The 16881-nt window shown below is 62.0% G+C and carries 14 protein-coding genes and 1 pseudogene; 7 read left to right on the plus strand and 8 right to left on the minus strand.

Translation table 11 applies throughout. The annotated features are described in order from the left end of the window. Positions 1-4: 4 nt before the first annotated feature. A complete protein-coding gene (locus AC1DLB_RS10175; protein ID WP_018928709.1) occupies positions 5-436 on the plus strand; it encodes an NINE protein in 432 nt (143 codons plus the stop codon). 37 nt (positions 437-473) lie between these two features. Here AC1DLB_RS10175 and AC1DLB_RS10180 read toward each other — a convergent pair whose 3' ends face one another. From AC1DLB_RS10180 to gshB, 7 genes and pseudogenes are all read right to left on the minus strand, one after another. After that, the gene (locus AC1DLB_RS10180) at positions 474-1745 is read right to left on the minus strand and encodes a dihydroorotase (protein WP_018928710.1); all 1272 of its coding nucleotides are present in this window, start codon (positions 1743-1745) and stop codon (positions 474-476) included. Beyond that, positions 1742-2746, minus strand: a complete 1005-nt coding sequence (locus tag AC1DLB_RS10185; RefSeq protein WP_477784952.1) for an aspartate carbamoyltransferase catalytic subunit — start codon at positions 2744-2746, stop codon at positions 1742-1744. Before AC1DLB_RS10185 ends, AC1DLB_RS10180 begins: the two co-directional genes overlap by 4 nt. 27 nt (positions 2747-2773) lie before the next feature. Continuing rightward, positions 2774-3277, minus strand: a complete 504-nt coding sequence (pyrR, locus tag AC1DLB_RS10190; protein ID WP_018928711.1) for a bifunctional pyr operon transcriptional regulator/uracil phosphoribosyltransferase PyrR — start codon at positions 3275-3277, stop codon at positions 2774-2776. Between the two features lie 99 nt (positions 3278-3376). Next, positions 3377-3823, minus strand: a complete 447-nt coding sequence (gene ruvX, locus AC1DLB_RS10195) for a Holliday junction resolvase RuvX (protein ID WP_018928712.1) — start codon at positions 3821-3823, stop codon at positions 3377-3379. Next, positions 3823-4395 carry a YqgE/AlgH family protein gene (locus AC1DLB_RS10200; RefSeq protein WP_018928713.1) on the minus strand — a complete coding sequence of 191 codons (573 nt, stop codon included), beginning with the start codon at positions 4393-4395 and terminating at the stop codon, positions 3823-3825. The genes ruvX and AC1DLB_RS10200 overlap by 1 nt, the downstream gene beginning before the upstream one ends. Positions 4396-4522: 127 nt before the next feature. Continuing rightward, positions 4523-5212: an energy transducer TonB gene (locus AC1DLB_RS10205; RefSeq protein WP_477784953.1), complete on the minus strand. Its 690-nt coding sequence runs from the start codon at positions 5210-5212 to the stop codon at positions 4523-4525. Positions 5213-5289: 77 nt separating this feature from the next. Further along, positions 5290-6084 (minus strand): annotated as a pseudogene (gene gshB, locus AC1DLB_RS10210) (glutathione synthase); the annotation flags it as partial. Between the two features lie 184 nt (positions 6085-6268). On the opposite strand from gshB, the gene pilG reads away from it, so the two are divergent. From pilG to AC1DLB_RS10240, 6 genes are read left to right on the plus strand one after another with little or no spacing between them, the layout of a single operon-like run. Further along, a complete protein-coding gene (pilG, locus tag AC1DLB_RS10215) occupies positions 6269-6673 on the plus strand; it encodes a twitching motility response regulator PilG (RefSeq protein WP_007897954.1) in 405 nt (134 codons plus the stop codon). A 57-nt stretch (positions 6674-6730) separates the two neighbouring features. Continuing rightward, the gene (gene pilH / locus AC1DLB_RS10220) at positions 6731-7096 is read left to right on the plus strand and encodes a twitching motility response regulator PilH (RefSeq protein WP_007897961.1); all 366 of its coding nucleotides are present in this window, start codon (positions 6731-6733) and stop codon (positions 7094-7096) included. Between the two features lie 10 nt (positions 7097-7106). Next, positions 7107-7661, plus strand: a complete 555-nt coding sequence (locus AC1DLB_RS10225; RefSeq protein WP_018928716.1) for a chemotaxis protein CheW — start codon at positions 7107-7109, stop codon at positions 7659-7661. Between the two features lie 40 nt (positions 7662-7701). Beyond that, positions 7702-9759, plus strand: a complete 2058-nt coding sequence (locus AC1DLB_RS10230) for a methyl-accepting chemotaxis protein (protein WP_018928717.1) — start codon at positions 7702-7704, stop codon at positions 9757-9759. Between the two features lie 36 nt (positions 9760-9795). Beyond that, complete coding sequence (locus AC1DLB_RS10235; protein ID WP_477784954.1) at positions 9796-15699, plus strand: Hpt domain-containing protein; 5904 nt, start codon at positions 9796-9798, stop codon at positions 15697-15699. Further along, the gene (locus AC1DLB_RS10240) at positions 15692-16147 is read left to right on the plus strand and encodes a chemotaxis protein CheW (RefSeq protein WP_018928719.1); all 456 of its coding nucleotides are present in this window, start codon (positions 15692-15694) and stop codon (positions 16145-16147) included. The genes AC1DLB_RS10235 and AC1DLB_RS10240 overlap by 8 nt, the downstream gene beginning before the upstream one ends. Before the next feature lie 72 nt (positions 16148-16219). Here AC1DLB_RS10240 and AC1DLB_RS10245 read toward each other — a convergent pair whose 3' ends face one another. After that, positions 16220-16363 carry a hypothetical protein gene (locus AC1DLB_RS10245; protein WP_477784955.1) on the minus strand — a complete coding sequence of 48 codons (144 nt, stop codon included), beginning with the start codon at positions 16361-16363 and terminating at the stop codon, positions 16220-16222. Positions 16364-16881: the final 518 nt, after the last annotated feature.

Consider the following 16881-nt stretch of genomic DNA (forward strand, 5'->3'; position numbering starts at 1 on the left):
ATCCATGAACACCTATCGACAACCCGTTTCACAACAAGACACGCACAGCAAAGTGATCGGTTACCTGCTGTGGATTTTCGGTTTTACCGGGGCTCACCGCTTCTATTACGGCAAGCCTGTGACCGGGACGATCTGGTTTTTGACCTTGGGCCTGCTGGGTATTGGCTGGTTGATCGACGTGTTCCTGATTCCGGCCATGGATCGTGAAGCAGACCTGCGCTTTACCGCCGGCCCCATCGAATACAACGTCGCGTGGATTCTGCTGACGTTCCTTGGGGTATTCGGCGTACACCGGATGTATCAGGGGAAGTGGATCAGCGGGTTGCTGTACCTGGTCACGGGCGGGTTGTTCTTTCTGGGGGTGTTGTATGACTTCTGGACGCTGAACGATCAGATTTCAATTCGTAACGCGCAGAACAGAGGCGCCTTCCAGTAAGTAGTGGCGAGGGAGCAAGCTCCCTCGCAACAGGGTTTTACGCCTGGTGGCTGATCCGCCCATCCACCAGGGTATAACGCACCACGCCCGGCAGGCTGTGGCCAATGAACGGGCAGTTTTCGCCCTTGGACAGCCAGGTTTCACCGGCCACGGTCGAGGCCGTCGGGTCAAACAGCACGATGTCTGCCGCGCCTCCTACTGCCAATTTCCCTGCCGGCAGGCGCAACGCCTCGGCAGGGCCGGCACTCAGGCGTGCCAACAGCGTCGGCAGGTCGAGCAAACCGTCTTCCACCAAGGTCATCGCCAGCGGCAGCAGCAGTTCAACGCTGCTGATGCCCGGTTCGGTCGCGCCGAACGGTGCCAGCTTGGCGTCGCGCTCATGGGGCTGGTGATGGCTGGAGATGGCGGATACCACACCGGACTTCACCGCTGCCCGCAGGCCGTCGCGGTCGGCGCGGGTGCGCAGCGGCGGCTGGACGTGATAGAGGCTGCTGAAGTCGATCAGCGCTTCGTCGGTGAGGATCAGTTGATACAACGCCACATCCGCCGTGACCTTCAGCCCGCGAGCCTGGGCCTGAGCGATCAGCGCTACGCCGCGCGCGCTGGTGAGCTGGCTGAAGTGCGCACGTACGCCGCTTTGCTCGACCAGCAGCAGATCCCGGGCCAGGGCCACGGTTTCGGCGGTTTCCGGAATGCCCGGCAGACCGAGGAAGCTTGCGGTCGGGCCTTCATGGGCCAGGCCACCTTCGGCCAAGTCGTGATCCTGCGAGTTGAAAATCACCGTCAGGTCGAACGTCGCCGCGTACTCCAGCGCCCGGCACAGGGTGCGGGTGTTGCGGAAGCTCTCCAGGCCATTGCCGAAGGCCACGCAGCCGGCATCGCGCAAGGCGACCAGTTCGGCCAGCTGCTCGCCGTCCAGGCCTTTGCTCAGGGCGCCGATCGGGAAGACTTTGGTGTTGCCGGCCTCACGAGCACGGTCGAGGATCAATTCGGCCACGGCCGAGGTGTCCAGCACCGGTTTGGTTTTCGGCGGGCAGCACAGGCTGGTCACGCCGCCGGCGGCAGCTGCGCGGGTTTCGCTGGCGATCGAGCCTTTGCGGCTGTAGCCCGGCTCGCGCAGGGCAACGTTCAGGTCAACCAGGCCCGGGGCGGCCACCAGGCCCTTGGCGTCGATGGTGTCGACGGCAACAAAACCGGCCGGAGCGGCGCCAAGGGCGACGATCTTGCAGGCTTCAACATGGATGTCAGTCACTTGATCCAGGCCGCTGGCCGGATCGATAACGCGTGCGCCGAGAATGCTGAGCTTCACTGGGCGTTCTCCTGCTCGAATTGGCGCTGGGCTGTTTGCCCGCTCATGGCCATGGACAGCACGGCCATACGAATCGCGATGCCGTAGGTCACCTGGTTGAGAATCACCGAGTGCGGACCGTCGGCCACCGCCGACTCAATCTCCACCCCACGATTGATCGGCCCAGGGTGCATCACGATGGCATCGGGTTTGGCACCGGCCAGGCGCGCGGTGGTCAGGCCGAACAGGCGGTAGAACTCGCCTTCACTCGGCAGCAGGCCGCCGGTCATGCGCTCACGCTGCAAGCGCAGCATGATCACCACGTCGACGTCTTTCAGGCCTTCGGTCATGTCGGTGTAGACCTTCACACCGTATTGCTCGATGCCGATCGGCAGCAGGGTTTTCGGCGCGATCACGCGGATGTCCGGGCAGCCGAGGGTTTTCAGGGCCAGCATGTTCGAGCGCGCCACCCGCGAGTGCAGGATGTCGCCGACGATGGCCACCGAGAGGTTTTCGAAGCCACCCTTGTGCCGACGAATGGTGAGCATGTCGAGCATGCCCTGGGTCGGGTGCGCGTGACGGCCGTCGCCACCGTTGATGATCGCCACTTGCGGGCAGACATGTTCGGCAATGAAGTGCGCCGCGCCGGAATCACCGTGACGCACGACGAACATGTCGGCGGCCATGGCTTCGAGGTTGCGCAGGGTGTCGAGCAGGGTTTCGCCCTTGCTCGCCGATGACGTGGATACGTTCAGGGTGATCACGTCGGCCGACAGCCGCTGGGCCGCCAGTTCGAAGGTGGTGCGGGTGCGGGTGGRGTTCTCGAAGAACACATTGCACACGGTCTTGCCGCGCAACAACGGGACTTTCTTCACCGCCCGGGCGCCGACTTCGAGGAACGAGTCGGCGGTGTCGAGGATTTCCGTCAGCAGCTCGCGGCGCAAACCGTCGAGCGAGAGGAAGTGGCGTAGCTGGCCCTGATCATTGAGCTGCAGCGGGCGCTTGGTTTCTAGAGGCGTCATCGCGAGGGGGACTCTCAATAGGGCGAATTAAAGGGCGAGGTCTTGCAGTTCGAGCTTGAGTTCCGGACCGGACAACTTCACCCGTTCGTGGGCCGCCAGTGACAGGGTCGCTCCGACTATATTCGGGCGGATCGGCAGCTCAGCGGCGTCCAGGTCCAGCAGGCACACCAGCGTCACGCTGGCCGGGCGACCGTAGTCGAACAGTTCGTTCATCGCGGCGCGGATGGTCCGACCACTCATCAGTACGTCGTCGATCAGCACCAGATGCTGGCCTTCGATCTCGAAGGGCAGCGCCGAAGGGCGTACTTGCGGGTGCAGGCCGCTCTGGCTGAAGTCGTCGCGGTAGAAGGACACATCAAGGGTGCCCAGCGGCGCGTCGCTGCCCAACTCCTTGAGCAACGCCTGAGCGACCCAGATGCCACCGGTCCGAATACCGATATAACGCGGTTCGCTGATGCCACGGTTTTCCAGGTAAGCCTTGAGACGGATCGCCATCTGGCTGATCAGTTCGGCGGGATTAGGCAGGCTCATGGTTTGCTCCTTCTTGGTCCCGAGCCCTGCTTTTGGGGTAGAGCGCCTGGGTGGGGGCTCGGGTTGTAGCTAAAAGAGACGCGCAGCGACTCGTCAGGATCAGGTGCTTGAGGATTCGAACAGTGCGGTGTTTTCGTCGAGCCAGCCTTGCAGTAGCAGGGCGGCGGCGATGGCATCGACCGGGTTGTCGCGGTAACTGCCCTTCTGGCCGCCACGGACCAGGCGTTCGCCTTTGGCCTCGAAGGTGGTCAGGCGCTCGTCGTGAGTATAGAAGGGCAGGTTGTAGCGGCCGTTCAGGCGCCGGGCGAATTTTTCGGCCCGCAGGCACATGTCGCTGGGCGTGCCGTCCATGTTCAACGGCAGGCCGACCACCACGGCGTCGGGTTTCCACTCTTTGATCAGGGCTTCGACCTGATTCCAGTCGGGAATGCCATTTTGTGCCTTCAAGGTGCACAGCTCGCGGGCCTGGCCGGTAATCACCTGGCCGACCGCAACGCCGATCTGCTTGGTGCCGTAGTCGAAACCCAGAATCAGCCGCAGGGCCATCAGGCGTGCCCCGCCTGGCTGGTGAGCAGGCTGAGGTTGATACCCAGGTGCTTGGCCGCCGCTTCGAGACGTAACTCGCTGCTGGTGTTGAACAGGATGTCGGCATGGAACGGGCAAGTCAGCCAGGCGTTGTCGGCCAGTTCGGCTTCCAGTTGCCCGGCTTCCCAACCGGCATAGCCGAGGGTGATCAAACTTTTCGCGGGGCCGACGCCATCGGCGATGGCGAACAGCACGTCTTGGGAGGTCGACAGCGACAACTCGCCATCCAGATCAACGGTAGCCTGATAGGTTTTTCCCGACGGGTGCAGGACAAAGCCGCGATCGGTTTGCACCGGGCCGCCGATAAAGATCGGCACGTGCTGGCAGAGCACTGGCGGTTCGATATCGGGGCGCAATTGCTCGAGGATATCGGCCAGGTTCAGGTCCTGCGGACGGTTGACCACCAGCCCCATGGCACCATTGGCCGTGTGCTCGACGATGTAGGTCAAGGTGTGCGCAAAGTTCGGGTCGGCCATGTGGGGCATGGCGATCAGGAAGTGATGCTTGAGGTAGCTGGGGCTGACGTTCTTCATGAGCGCTAGTGTGGCGTTGGAGGGGCGAACTGACAAGCTGAGGATGCACAGGAAATGCCTGTGCAGGTGTCTTTTTGATCCGGGCTTGCCCGCGAAGGCATTGGCTCGATCACTGCAAATCTTCCGGCTAATTACTGGACAACCGGTCCCCGCGCGCAAACCTCCAGGTGCGGATGATTTCCAGGCGGTCGATGTCCGACAGATCCCCGGTAAACGGTGCGAACGGCGCGGCCAGCCGCACGATGCGCTGCGCCGCCTGATCCAGCAGCGGTTGGCCGGACGATTCCAGCACCAATACTTCATACAGCGAGCCGTCGCGGTTGATCGAGACCATCAGGCGCAAATTGCCATAAATCTGTTTGCGTCGGGCCTCGTCGGGGTAGTTGAGGTTGCCGATGCGTTCGACCTTCTTGCGCCATTCATCCTTGTACCAGGCACCCTTGTCGCGCATGGTCGACGCGGCGCTCAAGCGGTGGATGCGCGGGCGTTTGGCGTACAGCTGTTGCTCGTTGGCCAGTTCCGCTTCCAGGCTGGCGATGTCGCTGGACAACTGTGAGCTGTCGAAGGTGGTGCCGCTGCCTTGCTGATTCTCTTGAGCGAGGAAATCGGCTTTTTTCGGCTTGGTTTCGCTTTTGAAGGTGGCGAGGGTGATTTCCAGGGTTTTGCTGATTTGCTTGGGTTCGACCATGGTGAACCCGACGCCCAACAGCAAGGCCAGGTGAATCAGTGCCGCGAGAAACAGGGTAAAACCGAGGCGATCGGCCGGGCGCACGCCACGATGGGCGAGTTCAGGGGGCAGATCGGACGGGAGTGTCATGACAAGAAAACCAACATCGCGTTTTTTACAGGCCGGCGATGATAACGCAATGTTGGTTGTCTCTTGGCTGTTCTCGATCAACGAGCCTTGAGCTTCTGATCGATGGCATCCATCAACTGGCCGCCGATGTCGGTGCCGAACGCGTTATCGATCTCGCGAATGCAGGTCGGGCTGGTGACGTTGATTTCGGTCAGGTGCTCACCGATCACGTCGAGACCGACGAACAGCAAGCCCTTCTCGCGCAGGGTCGGGCCGACTTGCGCGGCGATCCAGCGATCTTTCTCGGTCAGCGGTCGGGCTTCGCCACGGCCACCGGCGGCGAGGTTGCCACGGGTTTCGCCTGCTGCTGGAATCCGCGCCAGGCAATAATCCACAGGCTCGCCGTCGATCATCAGGATGCGCTTGTCGCCATCAACGATCGCCGGCAGGTAGCCCTGGATCATGATCTGCTGTTTGCCATGCAGGGTCAGGGTTTCAAGAATCACCGACAGGTTCGGGTGGCCGGCGGTATGACGGAAGATCGACGAACCGCCCATGCCGTCCAGCGGCTTGAGGATCACGTCACCGTGATGGTCGGCGAATTCACGCAACACGTCCGGGCGACGGCTGACGATGGTCGGCGGCGTGCACTGCGGGAACAGCGTGGCGAACAGCTTCTCGTTGCAGTCACGCAGGCTTTGCGGCTTGTTGACCACCAGCACGCCAGCGTTCTCGGCTTGCTCCAGCAGGTAAGTGGAGTAGACGAACTCCATGTCGAACGGCGGATCCTTGCGCATCAGAATCACGTCCAGGTCGCTCAGCAGTGCGTCGGATTCGGCGCCCAGCTCGAACCACTTGTGCGGGTCGGCGAAGACTTTCAGCGGACGCATCCGCGCGTGGCGTCAGAGTGGCGCTGAGTGGGTTCCCGGTCAAGGAAAAACCACCGCACAGGTCACCCGATAGATTGGACGGGGAGACTGTGCTAAAAAGGCTGCCATGCCGTCTTGGCCCTTGAGTATCAAGGGTTTCGGGCCGCAAACGGACAAATTGATTCACAAAGGCGACGGTAGAGCCCCTATGGAACAGCATTCCAGCGCCTTGAAGGTCATGGTGATCGATGATTCGAAAACGATTCGTCGCACCGCCGAAACGCTGTTGAAAAACGTGGGCTGTGAAGTCATCACCGCAATCGATGGTTTCGATGCCCTGGCCAAGATTGCCGACAATCACCCAGGCATCATCTTTGTCGACATCATGATGCCGCGTCTGGATGGCTATCAGACCTGCGCGTTGATCAAGAACAACAGTGCGTTCAAGTCCACGCCAGTGATTATGCTGTCGTCCAGGGACGGGTTGTTCGACAAGGCCAAGGGGCGGATCGTCGGCTCCGACCAGTTTTTGACCAAGCCTTTCAGCAAGGAAGAACTGCTGAACGCGATTCAGGCCCACGTACCGGGCTTTGCTGTCGTTTCGCCGCAGTAGGACACGCACAGTGACGCTCGGCCAGTGGGCCTTGCGTCGACAAGAATGGGGAAGACCATGGCACGTATTCTGATCGTCGATGATTCGCCGACCGAAATGTACAAACTGACCGGCATGCTCGAAAAGCACGGTCATGAAGTGTTGAAAGCCGAAAACGGCGCCGACGGCGTGGCCCTGGCCCGTCAGGAAAAACCCGACGCGGTACTGATGGACATCGTCATGCCCGGCCTCAATGGTTTCCAGGCGACCCGTCAGCTGACCAAAGACCCGGAAACCGGGCACATCCCGGTGATCATCATCACCACCAAGGATCAGGAAACCGACAAAGTCTGGGGCACGCGCCAGGGCGCCAAGGACTACCTGACCAAACCGGTCGATGAAGACACCCTGATCAAGACGCTGAACAACGTGCTGGCCGGTTGATCGTCCGGCCATGACCGAGTCGCTGACGGCCTTCGAACTGCTGCTGCAGATTGATCAACGTTGTCGTCTGCTGGCGGCGGACCTGCCGTCCCAGCCGACTCGACAGGACAGCTGGAGCGGCATCGGTTTTCGCTTGGGCGAGCACGGGTACGTCGCGCCCATGGGCGAAGTCAGCGAAGTCCTGCACGAACCGCGCGTTACCCAAATGCCGGGGGTCAAGCCCTGGGTCAAGGGCGTAGCGAACCTGCGTGGGCGGCTGCTGCCGATCATGGATGTGTACGGCTTCTTTTATGGTTATGAGGCCGGCCATGAACTGTCGGCCCTGCGCAAGCAGCGGCGGATACTGGTGGTGGAGCACAACGACGTGTTCGCCGGGTTGCTGGTCGATGAGGTCTTCGGCTTGCAGCACTTTGCCCAGGACAGCCTGGAGCCGGTGCCCATGGACGAGCTGCAGGGGCCGATCGCGCCGTTCGTCAAAGGCCGCTTTCAGCGTGAACAGAATTGGCAGGTGTTCAGCCCGTTTGCGTTGGCGCAGTCGCAAGGTTTCATGAATGTAGCGCTGTAGCCGGGGAGTAGGTTGAATTGGGCAGGACAGGCGAGGACCGATGATTAAAGCAAACGCAGGTACGCCGGAAGGGTCGCGCAGCCGGTCGCAGATCATCGTGCTGTTCATCGCGCTGATCATCTTCATCATGCTGCTGTTCGCCAACTTCGCGTACCTCAACACCCAGGCGAATTACGACAAGCAGTACATCGGCCACGCCGGTGAGCTGCGGGTGCTGTCGCAACGCATCGCCAAGAACGCCACCGAAGCCGCCGCTGGCAAGGCCGCGGCGTTCAAGTTGCTCAGCGATGCGCGCAACGACTTCGCCCTGCGTTGGGGCTATCTGAAGAAAGGCGATCCCTCCACCGGCCTGCCGCCGGCACCGTCCACCGTGCGCCCGGAAATGCGCGCGGTACAGCTGGATTGGGAGCGGCTGCTGAAAAACACCGACGCCATTCTCTCCAGCGAACAGACCGTGTTGTCATTGCATCAAGTCGCCGCGACGCTGGCCGAAACCGTGCCGCAATTGCAGGTCGAGTACGAAAAGGTCGTCGAAACCCTCCTGCAACGTGGCGCCCCGGCCGCTCAGGTGGCGATGGCCCAGCGTCAGTCGCTGCTGGCCGAGCGGATTCTCGGTGCAGTGAACACCGTGCTGTCCGGCGACGAAAACTCGCAGCAGGCCGCCGACGCCTTCGGTCGCGATGCGGCGCGTTTTGGCCAGGTGCTCAACGGCATGCTTCAGGGCAATGCGGCGCTGAAAATCAGCCAGGTCGAAGACCGCGATGCCCGTGCCCGGTTGACCGAGATTTCCGAACTGTTCGAATTCGTCTCGGGTTCGGTGGACGAAATCCTCGAAACCTCGCCGGAGCTGTTCAAGGTCCGCGAATCGGCCAGCAACATTTTTACCCTGTCGCAAACCCTGCTCGATGAAGCTTCGCACTTGGCCAGCCGTTTCGAAAACCTCGCCGGCGGGCGCAACACCGATACCATCGGCGGCTACGTGCTGGGTTTGCTCGCGTTGATGTCGATCATTCTCATTGGCCTGGTGATGGTGCGCGAAACCAACCGTCAGTTGCGTGAAACCGCTGAGAAGAACGAGCGCAATCAGAGCGCGATCATGCGCCTGCTGGACGAAATTGAAGACCTGGCCGACGGTGACCTGACCGTGACCGCCTCGGTGACCGAAGACTTCACCGGGACCATCGCCGACTCGATCAACTATTCCGTCGACCAGTTGCGCGATCTGGTGGCGACCATCAACCTCACCGCCGGCCAGGTCGCCGCCGCCGTGCAGGAAACCCAGGCCACCGCGATGCACCTGGCCCAGGCCTCGGAGCATCAGGCGCAGCAGATTTCCGAAGCCTCCATGGCGATCAACGACATGGCCGAGTCCATCGATCAGGTCTCGGCCAATGCCGCCGAATCCTCAGCGGTGGCCGAGCGCTCGGTGGAAATTGCCAACAAGGGCAACGAAGTGGTGCACAACACCATCCACGGCATGGACAATATTCGCGAACAGATCCAGGACACCGCCAAGCGCATCAAGCGCCTCGGTGAGTCTTCTCAGGAAATCGGCGACATTGTCAGCCTGATCGATGACATTGCCGATCAGACCAACATCCTCGCCCTCAACGCGGCCATTCAGGCGTCCATGGCCGGTGACGCCGGGCGCGGTTTTGCGGTGGTGGCCGACGAAGTACAGCGGCTGGCCGAGCGCTCGTCCGCGGCGACCCGGCAGATCGAAACGCTGGTGCGGGCAATTCAGACCGACACCAACGAAGCGGTGATTTCCATGGAGCAGACCACCACCGAAGTGGTGCGCGGCGCGCGTCTGGCGCAGGATGCCGGAGTGGCCCTGGAAGAAATCGAAGGCGTATCGAAGACCCTCGCGGCATTGATCCAGAGTATTTCCAACGCCGCGCAGCAACAGACGTCTTCGGCCGGCCAGATTTCCCTGACGATGAACGTGATCCAGCAGATCACCACGCAGACCTCGTCCGGCTCCACCGCCACTGCCGAGAGCATTGGCAACCTGGCGAAAATGGCCAGCCAGCTGCGGCGTTCGGTGTCCGGTTTCACCTTGCCGGCCAAGCCTGCGCAAGCTGCGGACAACGCTTGAACCGCCTCAGGGCGTATGCATTTGATTGGAGTAGTTATGGGTGATCGGCACGACTATGTGGCCCTCGAATGGGTCAAGGGCGAGATTGCCGAAACGCTGAAGCAGGCTCATCGGGCGATCGAAACCCTGATCGACGACCCGCAGGCGACGCACGCGCTGAGTGAGTGCCTGGCCTGTGTCCATCAGGTGCACGGCAGTTTGCAGATGGTCGAGTTCTACGGCGCGGCGCTGCTCGCCGAAGAGATCGAGCAACTGACCAGCGCCTTACAGCAGAACCGCATCAGCCATCGCGACGAGGCCATTCGTCTGCTGCTGCATGCCCTGGGGCAATTGCCGACTTACCTCGACCGGGTGCAAGGCGCCCGGCGTGACCTGCCGCTGGTGGTGTTGCCGCTGATCAACGACCTGCGCAGTGCCCGTGGCGAAAGCCTGTTGTCGGAAACCAGCCTGTTCAGCCCGCAACTTCCGGAACTGCCGCCCCTGAGCGAAGAGGCCCTGGCGCTGCTGGAACCGTCCGACTTGCCGAATGTGCTGCGCAAGTTGCGGCAAATGCTGCAGATGGCGCTGGTCGGCTTGCTGCGCGAGCAGGATGACGAAACCCACTTGGCTTACCTGGCCAGGGTTTTTGCACGCCTTGAAGGGCTGTGCGGCAATGCGCCGCTGAGCCCGTTATGGCACGTCGCTTCGGCGCTGGTCGAAGGCATGCGCAATGGCTCGATCGCCAACAGCCCCGCGTTGCGCAGCCTGTTCAAGGAGGCCGACAAAGAGCTCAAGCGTCTGCTCGAGCAAGGCATGCCCGCGATCAATCAACCGGCACCGCCAGAGCTGCTCAAGAGTTTGTTGTTCTATATTGCCAAGGCCGAACACCCCACCGGGCAGATGCTGACCATGAAAGATCGCTACTCACTGGACGACGCGCTACCCGACAGTGCGATGGTCGATGAAGAACGGGCGAGGCTGGCCGGCCCTGATCGCGATGCCATGCGTTCGGTATTGGCGGCGTTGTGCGAAGAGCTGGTGCGGGTCAAGGAGCGCCTGGAYCTGTTCGTGCGCAGCGACCGCCAGCGCACCTCGGACCTCGAAAGCCTGCTGGCGCCGCTGCGGCAAATCTCCGACACCCTGGCGGTGCTCGGTTTCGGCCAGCCGCGCAAGGTCATCATCGATCAACTGGCGGTGGTGCTGAGCCTCGCCCAGGGCCAGCGCGAACCTAACGACGCGACCCTCATGGACGTCGCCGGGGCCTTGCTCTACGTCGAAGCGACCCTGGCCGGCATGGTCGGCACCGTGGAGCCGGAAAGCCAGGAAGACAGCCGTCTGCCGACCACCGACCTGACGCAGATCCACCAGATCGTGATCAAGGAAGCGCGCATCTGCCTGCAGCAGGCCAAGGACATGATCGTCGACTACATCGACGCCGACTGGGACCGTCAGCATTTGCAACCGTTGCCGGCATTGCTGACCCAAGTGCGCGGTGCGCTGGCGATGATTCCGTTGGCCCGCGCGGCGAGCCTGGTCGAGGCCTGTAACGGTTTCATCCGCGAGCATCTATTGGTGGACCCGGGGCAGCCCGGCTGGCAGCAACTGGACAGCCTGGCTGACGTCATCACCAGCATCGAGTATTACCTGGAGCGTCTCAGCGACGACCCCGAAGCGCCCGGTGAACAACTGCTCGACGTTGCGGAAAAAGGCCTGGCCGCACTCGGCTGTTTCCCCAGCGAACAGCACGTGCCGAAGCTTGAGGATGTGCTCAGCCCCAGTGAAGCCCTGGTGATGCAGGACATGCAGGAGCTGGACGACCCCGAAACCGTCCAGTCGTTGGCCGATGTACTGGCCAGCCCGGTGTCGTCCGTCAACCCGCCGGCACTGACGATGCCCGGTAGTCTGTTGCCGCCGCCCGCCGATGAACAACCGGTGGACGATGAACTGCGGGAAGTCTTCCTCGAAGAAACCGACGAAGTTCTGGAAATCCTCCAGGAGTACCTGCCGCGCTGGTCGGCCAATCCCGACAGCACATCGGTTTTGAGTGAATTACGCCGCGCCTTCCACACCCTCAAGGGCAGTGGCCGGATGGTCCGCGCGTTGGTGCTGGGCGAGCTGGCCTGGGCGGTGGAAAACCTGCTCAACCGCGTGCTTGAACACAGCGTTGCACCTTTGCCTGCAGTGCAGCAACTGGTGGGCGACGCGCTGAAGTTGCTGCCGGAACTGGTGGCCGAGTTCGCCRCCAACGCCCAGCGCCAGCGCAACGATGTCGATCAATTGGCCGCCCGCGCCCATGCCCTCGCCAAGGGTTATGAACCGCTGTCCGATGAGGACGCGCAGGATGTCGCGGCGCTCGATCCGCTGTTGCTGGAGATCTTCCGCAACGAAGCCGAAACCCATTTGAACAGCCTCAATCGCTTCCTCGATCAGGCTGCCGAGCACGTACCGCTGCAGGCCAGTGACGAGTTGCAGCGAGCCTTGCACACCCTCAAGGGCAGCGCGTCGATGGCCGGCGTGCTGCCGATTGCCGAGCTGGCGGCGTCGCTGGATCAACTGGCCCGGGAGTACAAGGCGCACCGGATTGCCCTCGACCTGGACGAAGTCGAGTTGCTGCTGGAAGCCGAAGGCTTGTTCCGCCTGGGGCTGCGACAGCTCAAGAGCGACCCGCTGGCCGAAATCCCCGGCGCCCGTTCGTTGATTGAACGCACCCGGACATTGCTGGCCGAACATTTGCAAAGTCTGTCGAGCGCGCCCGGCACGGGGCTGCGGATCAAACGCGACCCGCAACTGATCAACAACTTCCTCGCCCAGGGCATGGACATCCTGCTGGACGCCGAAAGCCTGTTGCAGCGCTGGCAGCAGCATCCCGGCGAGCGCCAGGAACTCAGCGCACTGCTGGACGAATTGACGACACTCGGCGAAGGCGCGCACCTGGCCGACCTGCATCCGGTGGATGAACTCTGTGAAGCCTTGCTCGATCTCTATGGCGCTGTGGAAGAAAGCAGCCTGGCGGTCAGCGACAGGTTCTTCCACGAAGCACAAAGTGCCCACGAAGCGCTGATCAACATGCTCGATGAACTGGCTGCCGGCCAGGAAGTCACTGCGCAACCGCAGCGGGTGCGGGCCTTGCGCGACTTGCTGGATGAGAGTCTCGACCCATCCGCCATGGGCCTGATTCGCAGTGATGGCAGCCGCACCCTGAGTATTCGAGAACTGGGCAGCGCCACGGCCGAGCTGGAGCAGGCCGCGACTGAGGTGGATCTGGACGACGAAATCGTTTCGATCTTTCTTGAGGAAGCGGTGGATATCCTTGAAAGCGCCGGCCAGGCCTTGCAACGCTGGTTGAGCGACCCGGAAAACGCCGCGCCGCTACTGTCTTTACAGCGCGATTTGCACACCCTCAAGGGCGGTGCGCGGATGGCCGAGGTCGAGCCGGTCGGCGATCTGGCCCATGAACTGGAAAGCCTTTACGAAGGCCTGGTGGACCGCCGTTACAGCCACAGCGAAGCGCTGGCGCAGTTGCTGCAACAGAGCCATGACCGACTGGCCGTGTTCCTCGAACAGTTGCAGCACAACCGTCCGTTGGGCGATCCGGGCGAATTGATCGAGGCCATTCGTGAGTTTCGTCTGGGTAATGCCGGCAGTGCCGAGGTGATCGAACCGGCGGCCAGCAACGACTCGCCGGGGCATGATCCCGAGCTTCTGGAAATCTTCCTCGAAGAAGGTTTCGACATCATCGAAAACTCCGGCGCGGCGCTGTTGCGCTGGCAGGCCGAGCCTTCGAATCGTCAGGAAGTGGAAACCCTGCTGCGCGACCTGCATACCCTCAAGGGTGGCGCGCGAATGGTGGAAATCGCGCCGATCGGCGACCTGGCCCATGAGCTGGAATTCCTCTACGAAGGCTTGTCCGCTGGCGCGCTGCAACCGACCGCGGCGCTGTTCACGCTGTTGCAAAGCAGCCATGACCGACTGGCGCAGATGCTCGACGCCACTCGCGCCGGTCAGCCACTTCCACCGGCCGATCAGCTGATCGAGGCGATCAAGAATTTCAGCCACCCGGCGGTGCCCGAAACACCGACACCGGTGGCGATGCCCGCAGCGCCCAAAGCCGAGCCAGCCGCGTTGCAACCCGAAGGCGCCGACACGGTCAAGGTCTCGGCGGAGTTGCTCGACGACCTGGTCAACCTGGCCGGGGAGACTTCGATCTTCCGTGGCCGTATCGAACAACAGGTCAACGATGCGCGGGTGGCCCTGAGCGAAATGGAAACCACCATCGAGCGCATGCGCGACCAGTTGCGCCGCCTCGATACCGAAACCCAGGGGCGGATTCTCAGCCGTCAGCAAGTCGAGGCCGAGCGCCTGGGTTATGAAGAGTTCGACCCGCTGGAGATGGACCGCCACTCGCAGTTGCAACAGCTGTCGCGGGCATTGTTCGAGTCCGCCTCCGACCTGCTTGACCTCAAGGAAACCCTCGACCGGCGCAATCAGGATGCGGAAAACCTGCTGCAACAGCAGGGCCGCATCAACACCGAATTGCAGGAAGGCCTGATGCGCACGCGCATGGTGCCGTTCGAGCGAATGCTGCCGCGTTTGAAGCGCATCGTCCGTCAGGTTTCCAGCGAGCTGGGCAAGGATGTGGAGTTCATCGTCGGCAACGCCGAAGGCGAGATGGACCGCAATGTCCTCGAGCGCATGGCCGCGCCGCTGGAACACATGYTGCGCAACGCCGTTGACCATGGGCTGGAATCGGCCGAGGTGCGGATCGCGGCCGGTAAACCGGCCCAGGGCAAGATCACCCTCGACTTGTCGAGAGAGGGCGGCGACATCATTTTCGACATCTGCGACGACGGTGCCGGCGTGCCGCTGGACGCCGTGCGGCGCAAGGCGATCAAGCGCGGCTTGCTCGCCCCGGACAGCGACATCAGCGATCGCGACGTGCTGCAATTCATCCTGCAACCGGGGTTTTCCACCGCCGAGAAAATCACCCAGATCTCCGGGCGTGGCGTCGGCATGGACGTGGTTCACGAAGAAGTCCGGCAGCTCGGCGGGACCATGAGCATCGACTCGACGTCGGGGCAGGGCGTGCATTTCCGGATTCGCCTGCCGTTCACCGTGTCGGTCAACCGCGCGCTGATGGTGCAGTGCGGGGAGGATCAATATGCGATCCCGCTGAACACCATCGACGGCATCGTTCGCGTGCTGCCCAACGAACTCGAAGGGCACTACCGGCTCGATCCACCGAGCTACGAATACGCCGGGCAACGCTATGAGCTGTGCTACCTCGGCGATCTGCTGAAAACCAGTACCCGCCCGAAACTGCTGGGCCAGAGCCTGCCGTTGCCGGTATTGCTGGTGCAGTGCAACGAACGGCACGTTGCGGTGCAGGTGGACGCCATGGCCGGCACCCGGGAAATCGTGGTCAAAAGCCTCGGCCCGCAATTTGCCGCAGTGCAGGGTTTGTCCGGTGCGACGATTCTCGGCGATGGTCGGGTGGTGCTGATTCTCGACTTGCTGGCGCCGATCCGCGCGATGCAAGCGCAGGTGCCGCAACGACCGGTGACACAGGACGTCGAGCCCGAGGCGCAACGGCCGTTGCTGGTGCTGGTGGTCGACGATTCGGTCACCGTGCGCAAGGTCACCAGTCGTCTACTGGAACGCCACGGCATGAACGTGCTGACCGCCAAGGACGGTGTCGACGCCATGTTGCTGCTGGAAGAACACATGCCCGACCTGATGCTGCTGGACATCGAAATGCCACGCATGGACGGCTTCGAAGTGGCGACCCAAGTGCGCGCCGACGAACGCTTGCAGCATCTGCCGATCATCATGATCACCTCCCGCACGGGTCAAAAACACCGCGACCGCGCCATGGCCATCGGCGTCAACGACTACCTCGGCAAGCCGTATCAGGAATCGGTGCTGCTCGACAGCATCGCCCGCTGGAGCAAAACCCATGCATGAGCACCGCTCCAGCAACCTCACCGGTTTGCTGCTGCCCCTGGCCGACCGCAACCTGATCCTGCCCAACGTCGCCGTCGCCGAACTCATCGACTATCAGCCGGGGGCTTTCGATCTCGATACACCGCCGTGGTACCTGGGGCGGGTGACCTGGCGCGAACGGCAGATTCCACTGCTCAGTTTCGAGTCGGCGTGTGGCAACAAAGTGGTGATCGGGGAACGGGCGCGGATCGTCATCCTCAATGCCCTTGGCGGGCGGCCTGAGTTGAAGTTCATTGCGCTGCTGGTGCAGGGGATTCCGCGTTCTTACAAGCTCGACAGTCAGTTGAGTTATGTTGACGTGCCGTTGTGTTCGCTGGAGAAGGCGGCGGTGCAGGTGGGGGAGCAAGTGGCCAAGGTGCCTGACTTGCTCGCGCTGGAAGACCTGCTTGTGAATGCGGGTCTGGTCTGACCGGACCCTGTGGCGAGGGAGCTTGCTCCCGCTGGGTCGCGAAGCGGCCCCAAAACCTGTCATCGATGTGTGTCAGGTACGTTTGGCCGGTTTTTCGTGGAGCGGAGGGAAGTAATGGGAGAAGGCGCGGTCGGCGGCTTCCTTCATTTTTTCTGCATCGAGTGATGCTTGGGAATCGACGCCGGTTTCCGGGGGATTGGGAGTAGCTTTGAACATAGTGAATCACCGTATAGGGTTGGAGCTGGCCCATTCGGTTTCCAAGACGAAGGGGTGACAGCTGTACGCAGGCTGGAAACCCGGGGTACGGCAACCCGGTCGACCCGAAGGTCTCCCGCGCACAGCCGCCATAACGGAGTGCACACTTTGAAAGGTGCGCAAGCATACGTTATGAAGGGCGCTTTGGCGCCAGTAACTCATCGGGGTTTCCAGTCCCGGTCGCTGAATTGGCAGCGACACACAAACGATAAAGATCAGCTCAAAAGCGCACCAGTCAGTGGCTTCCGGCATTGCTGTAGGCAGCGACGCACGACTGTGTAGCCTCACACCGTTCCTGCTGACATACCTTTAAACACAAAACCCCAAGCGGTCGGACCTTTCTGTGGCGAGGGAGCTTGCTCCCGCTGGGTTGCGAAGCAGCCCCAAAACCTGCAATCGAGGTGTATCAGGTACACCGAGAACAATGGTTTTACGACTGCTTCGCAGCCGAACGGGGGCAAGCCCCCTCGCCACAAAGG

Source organism: Pseudomonas sp. 05N434 (genome assembly GCF_056396965.1).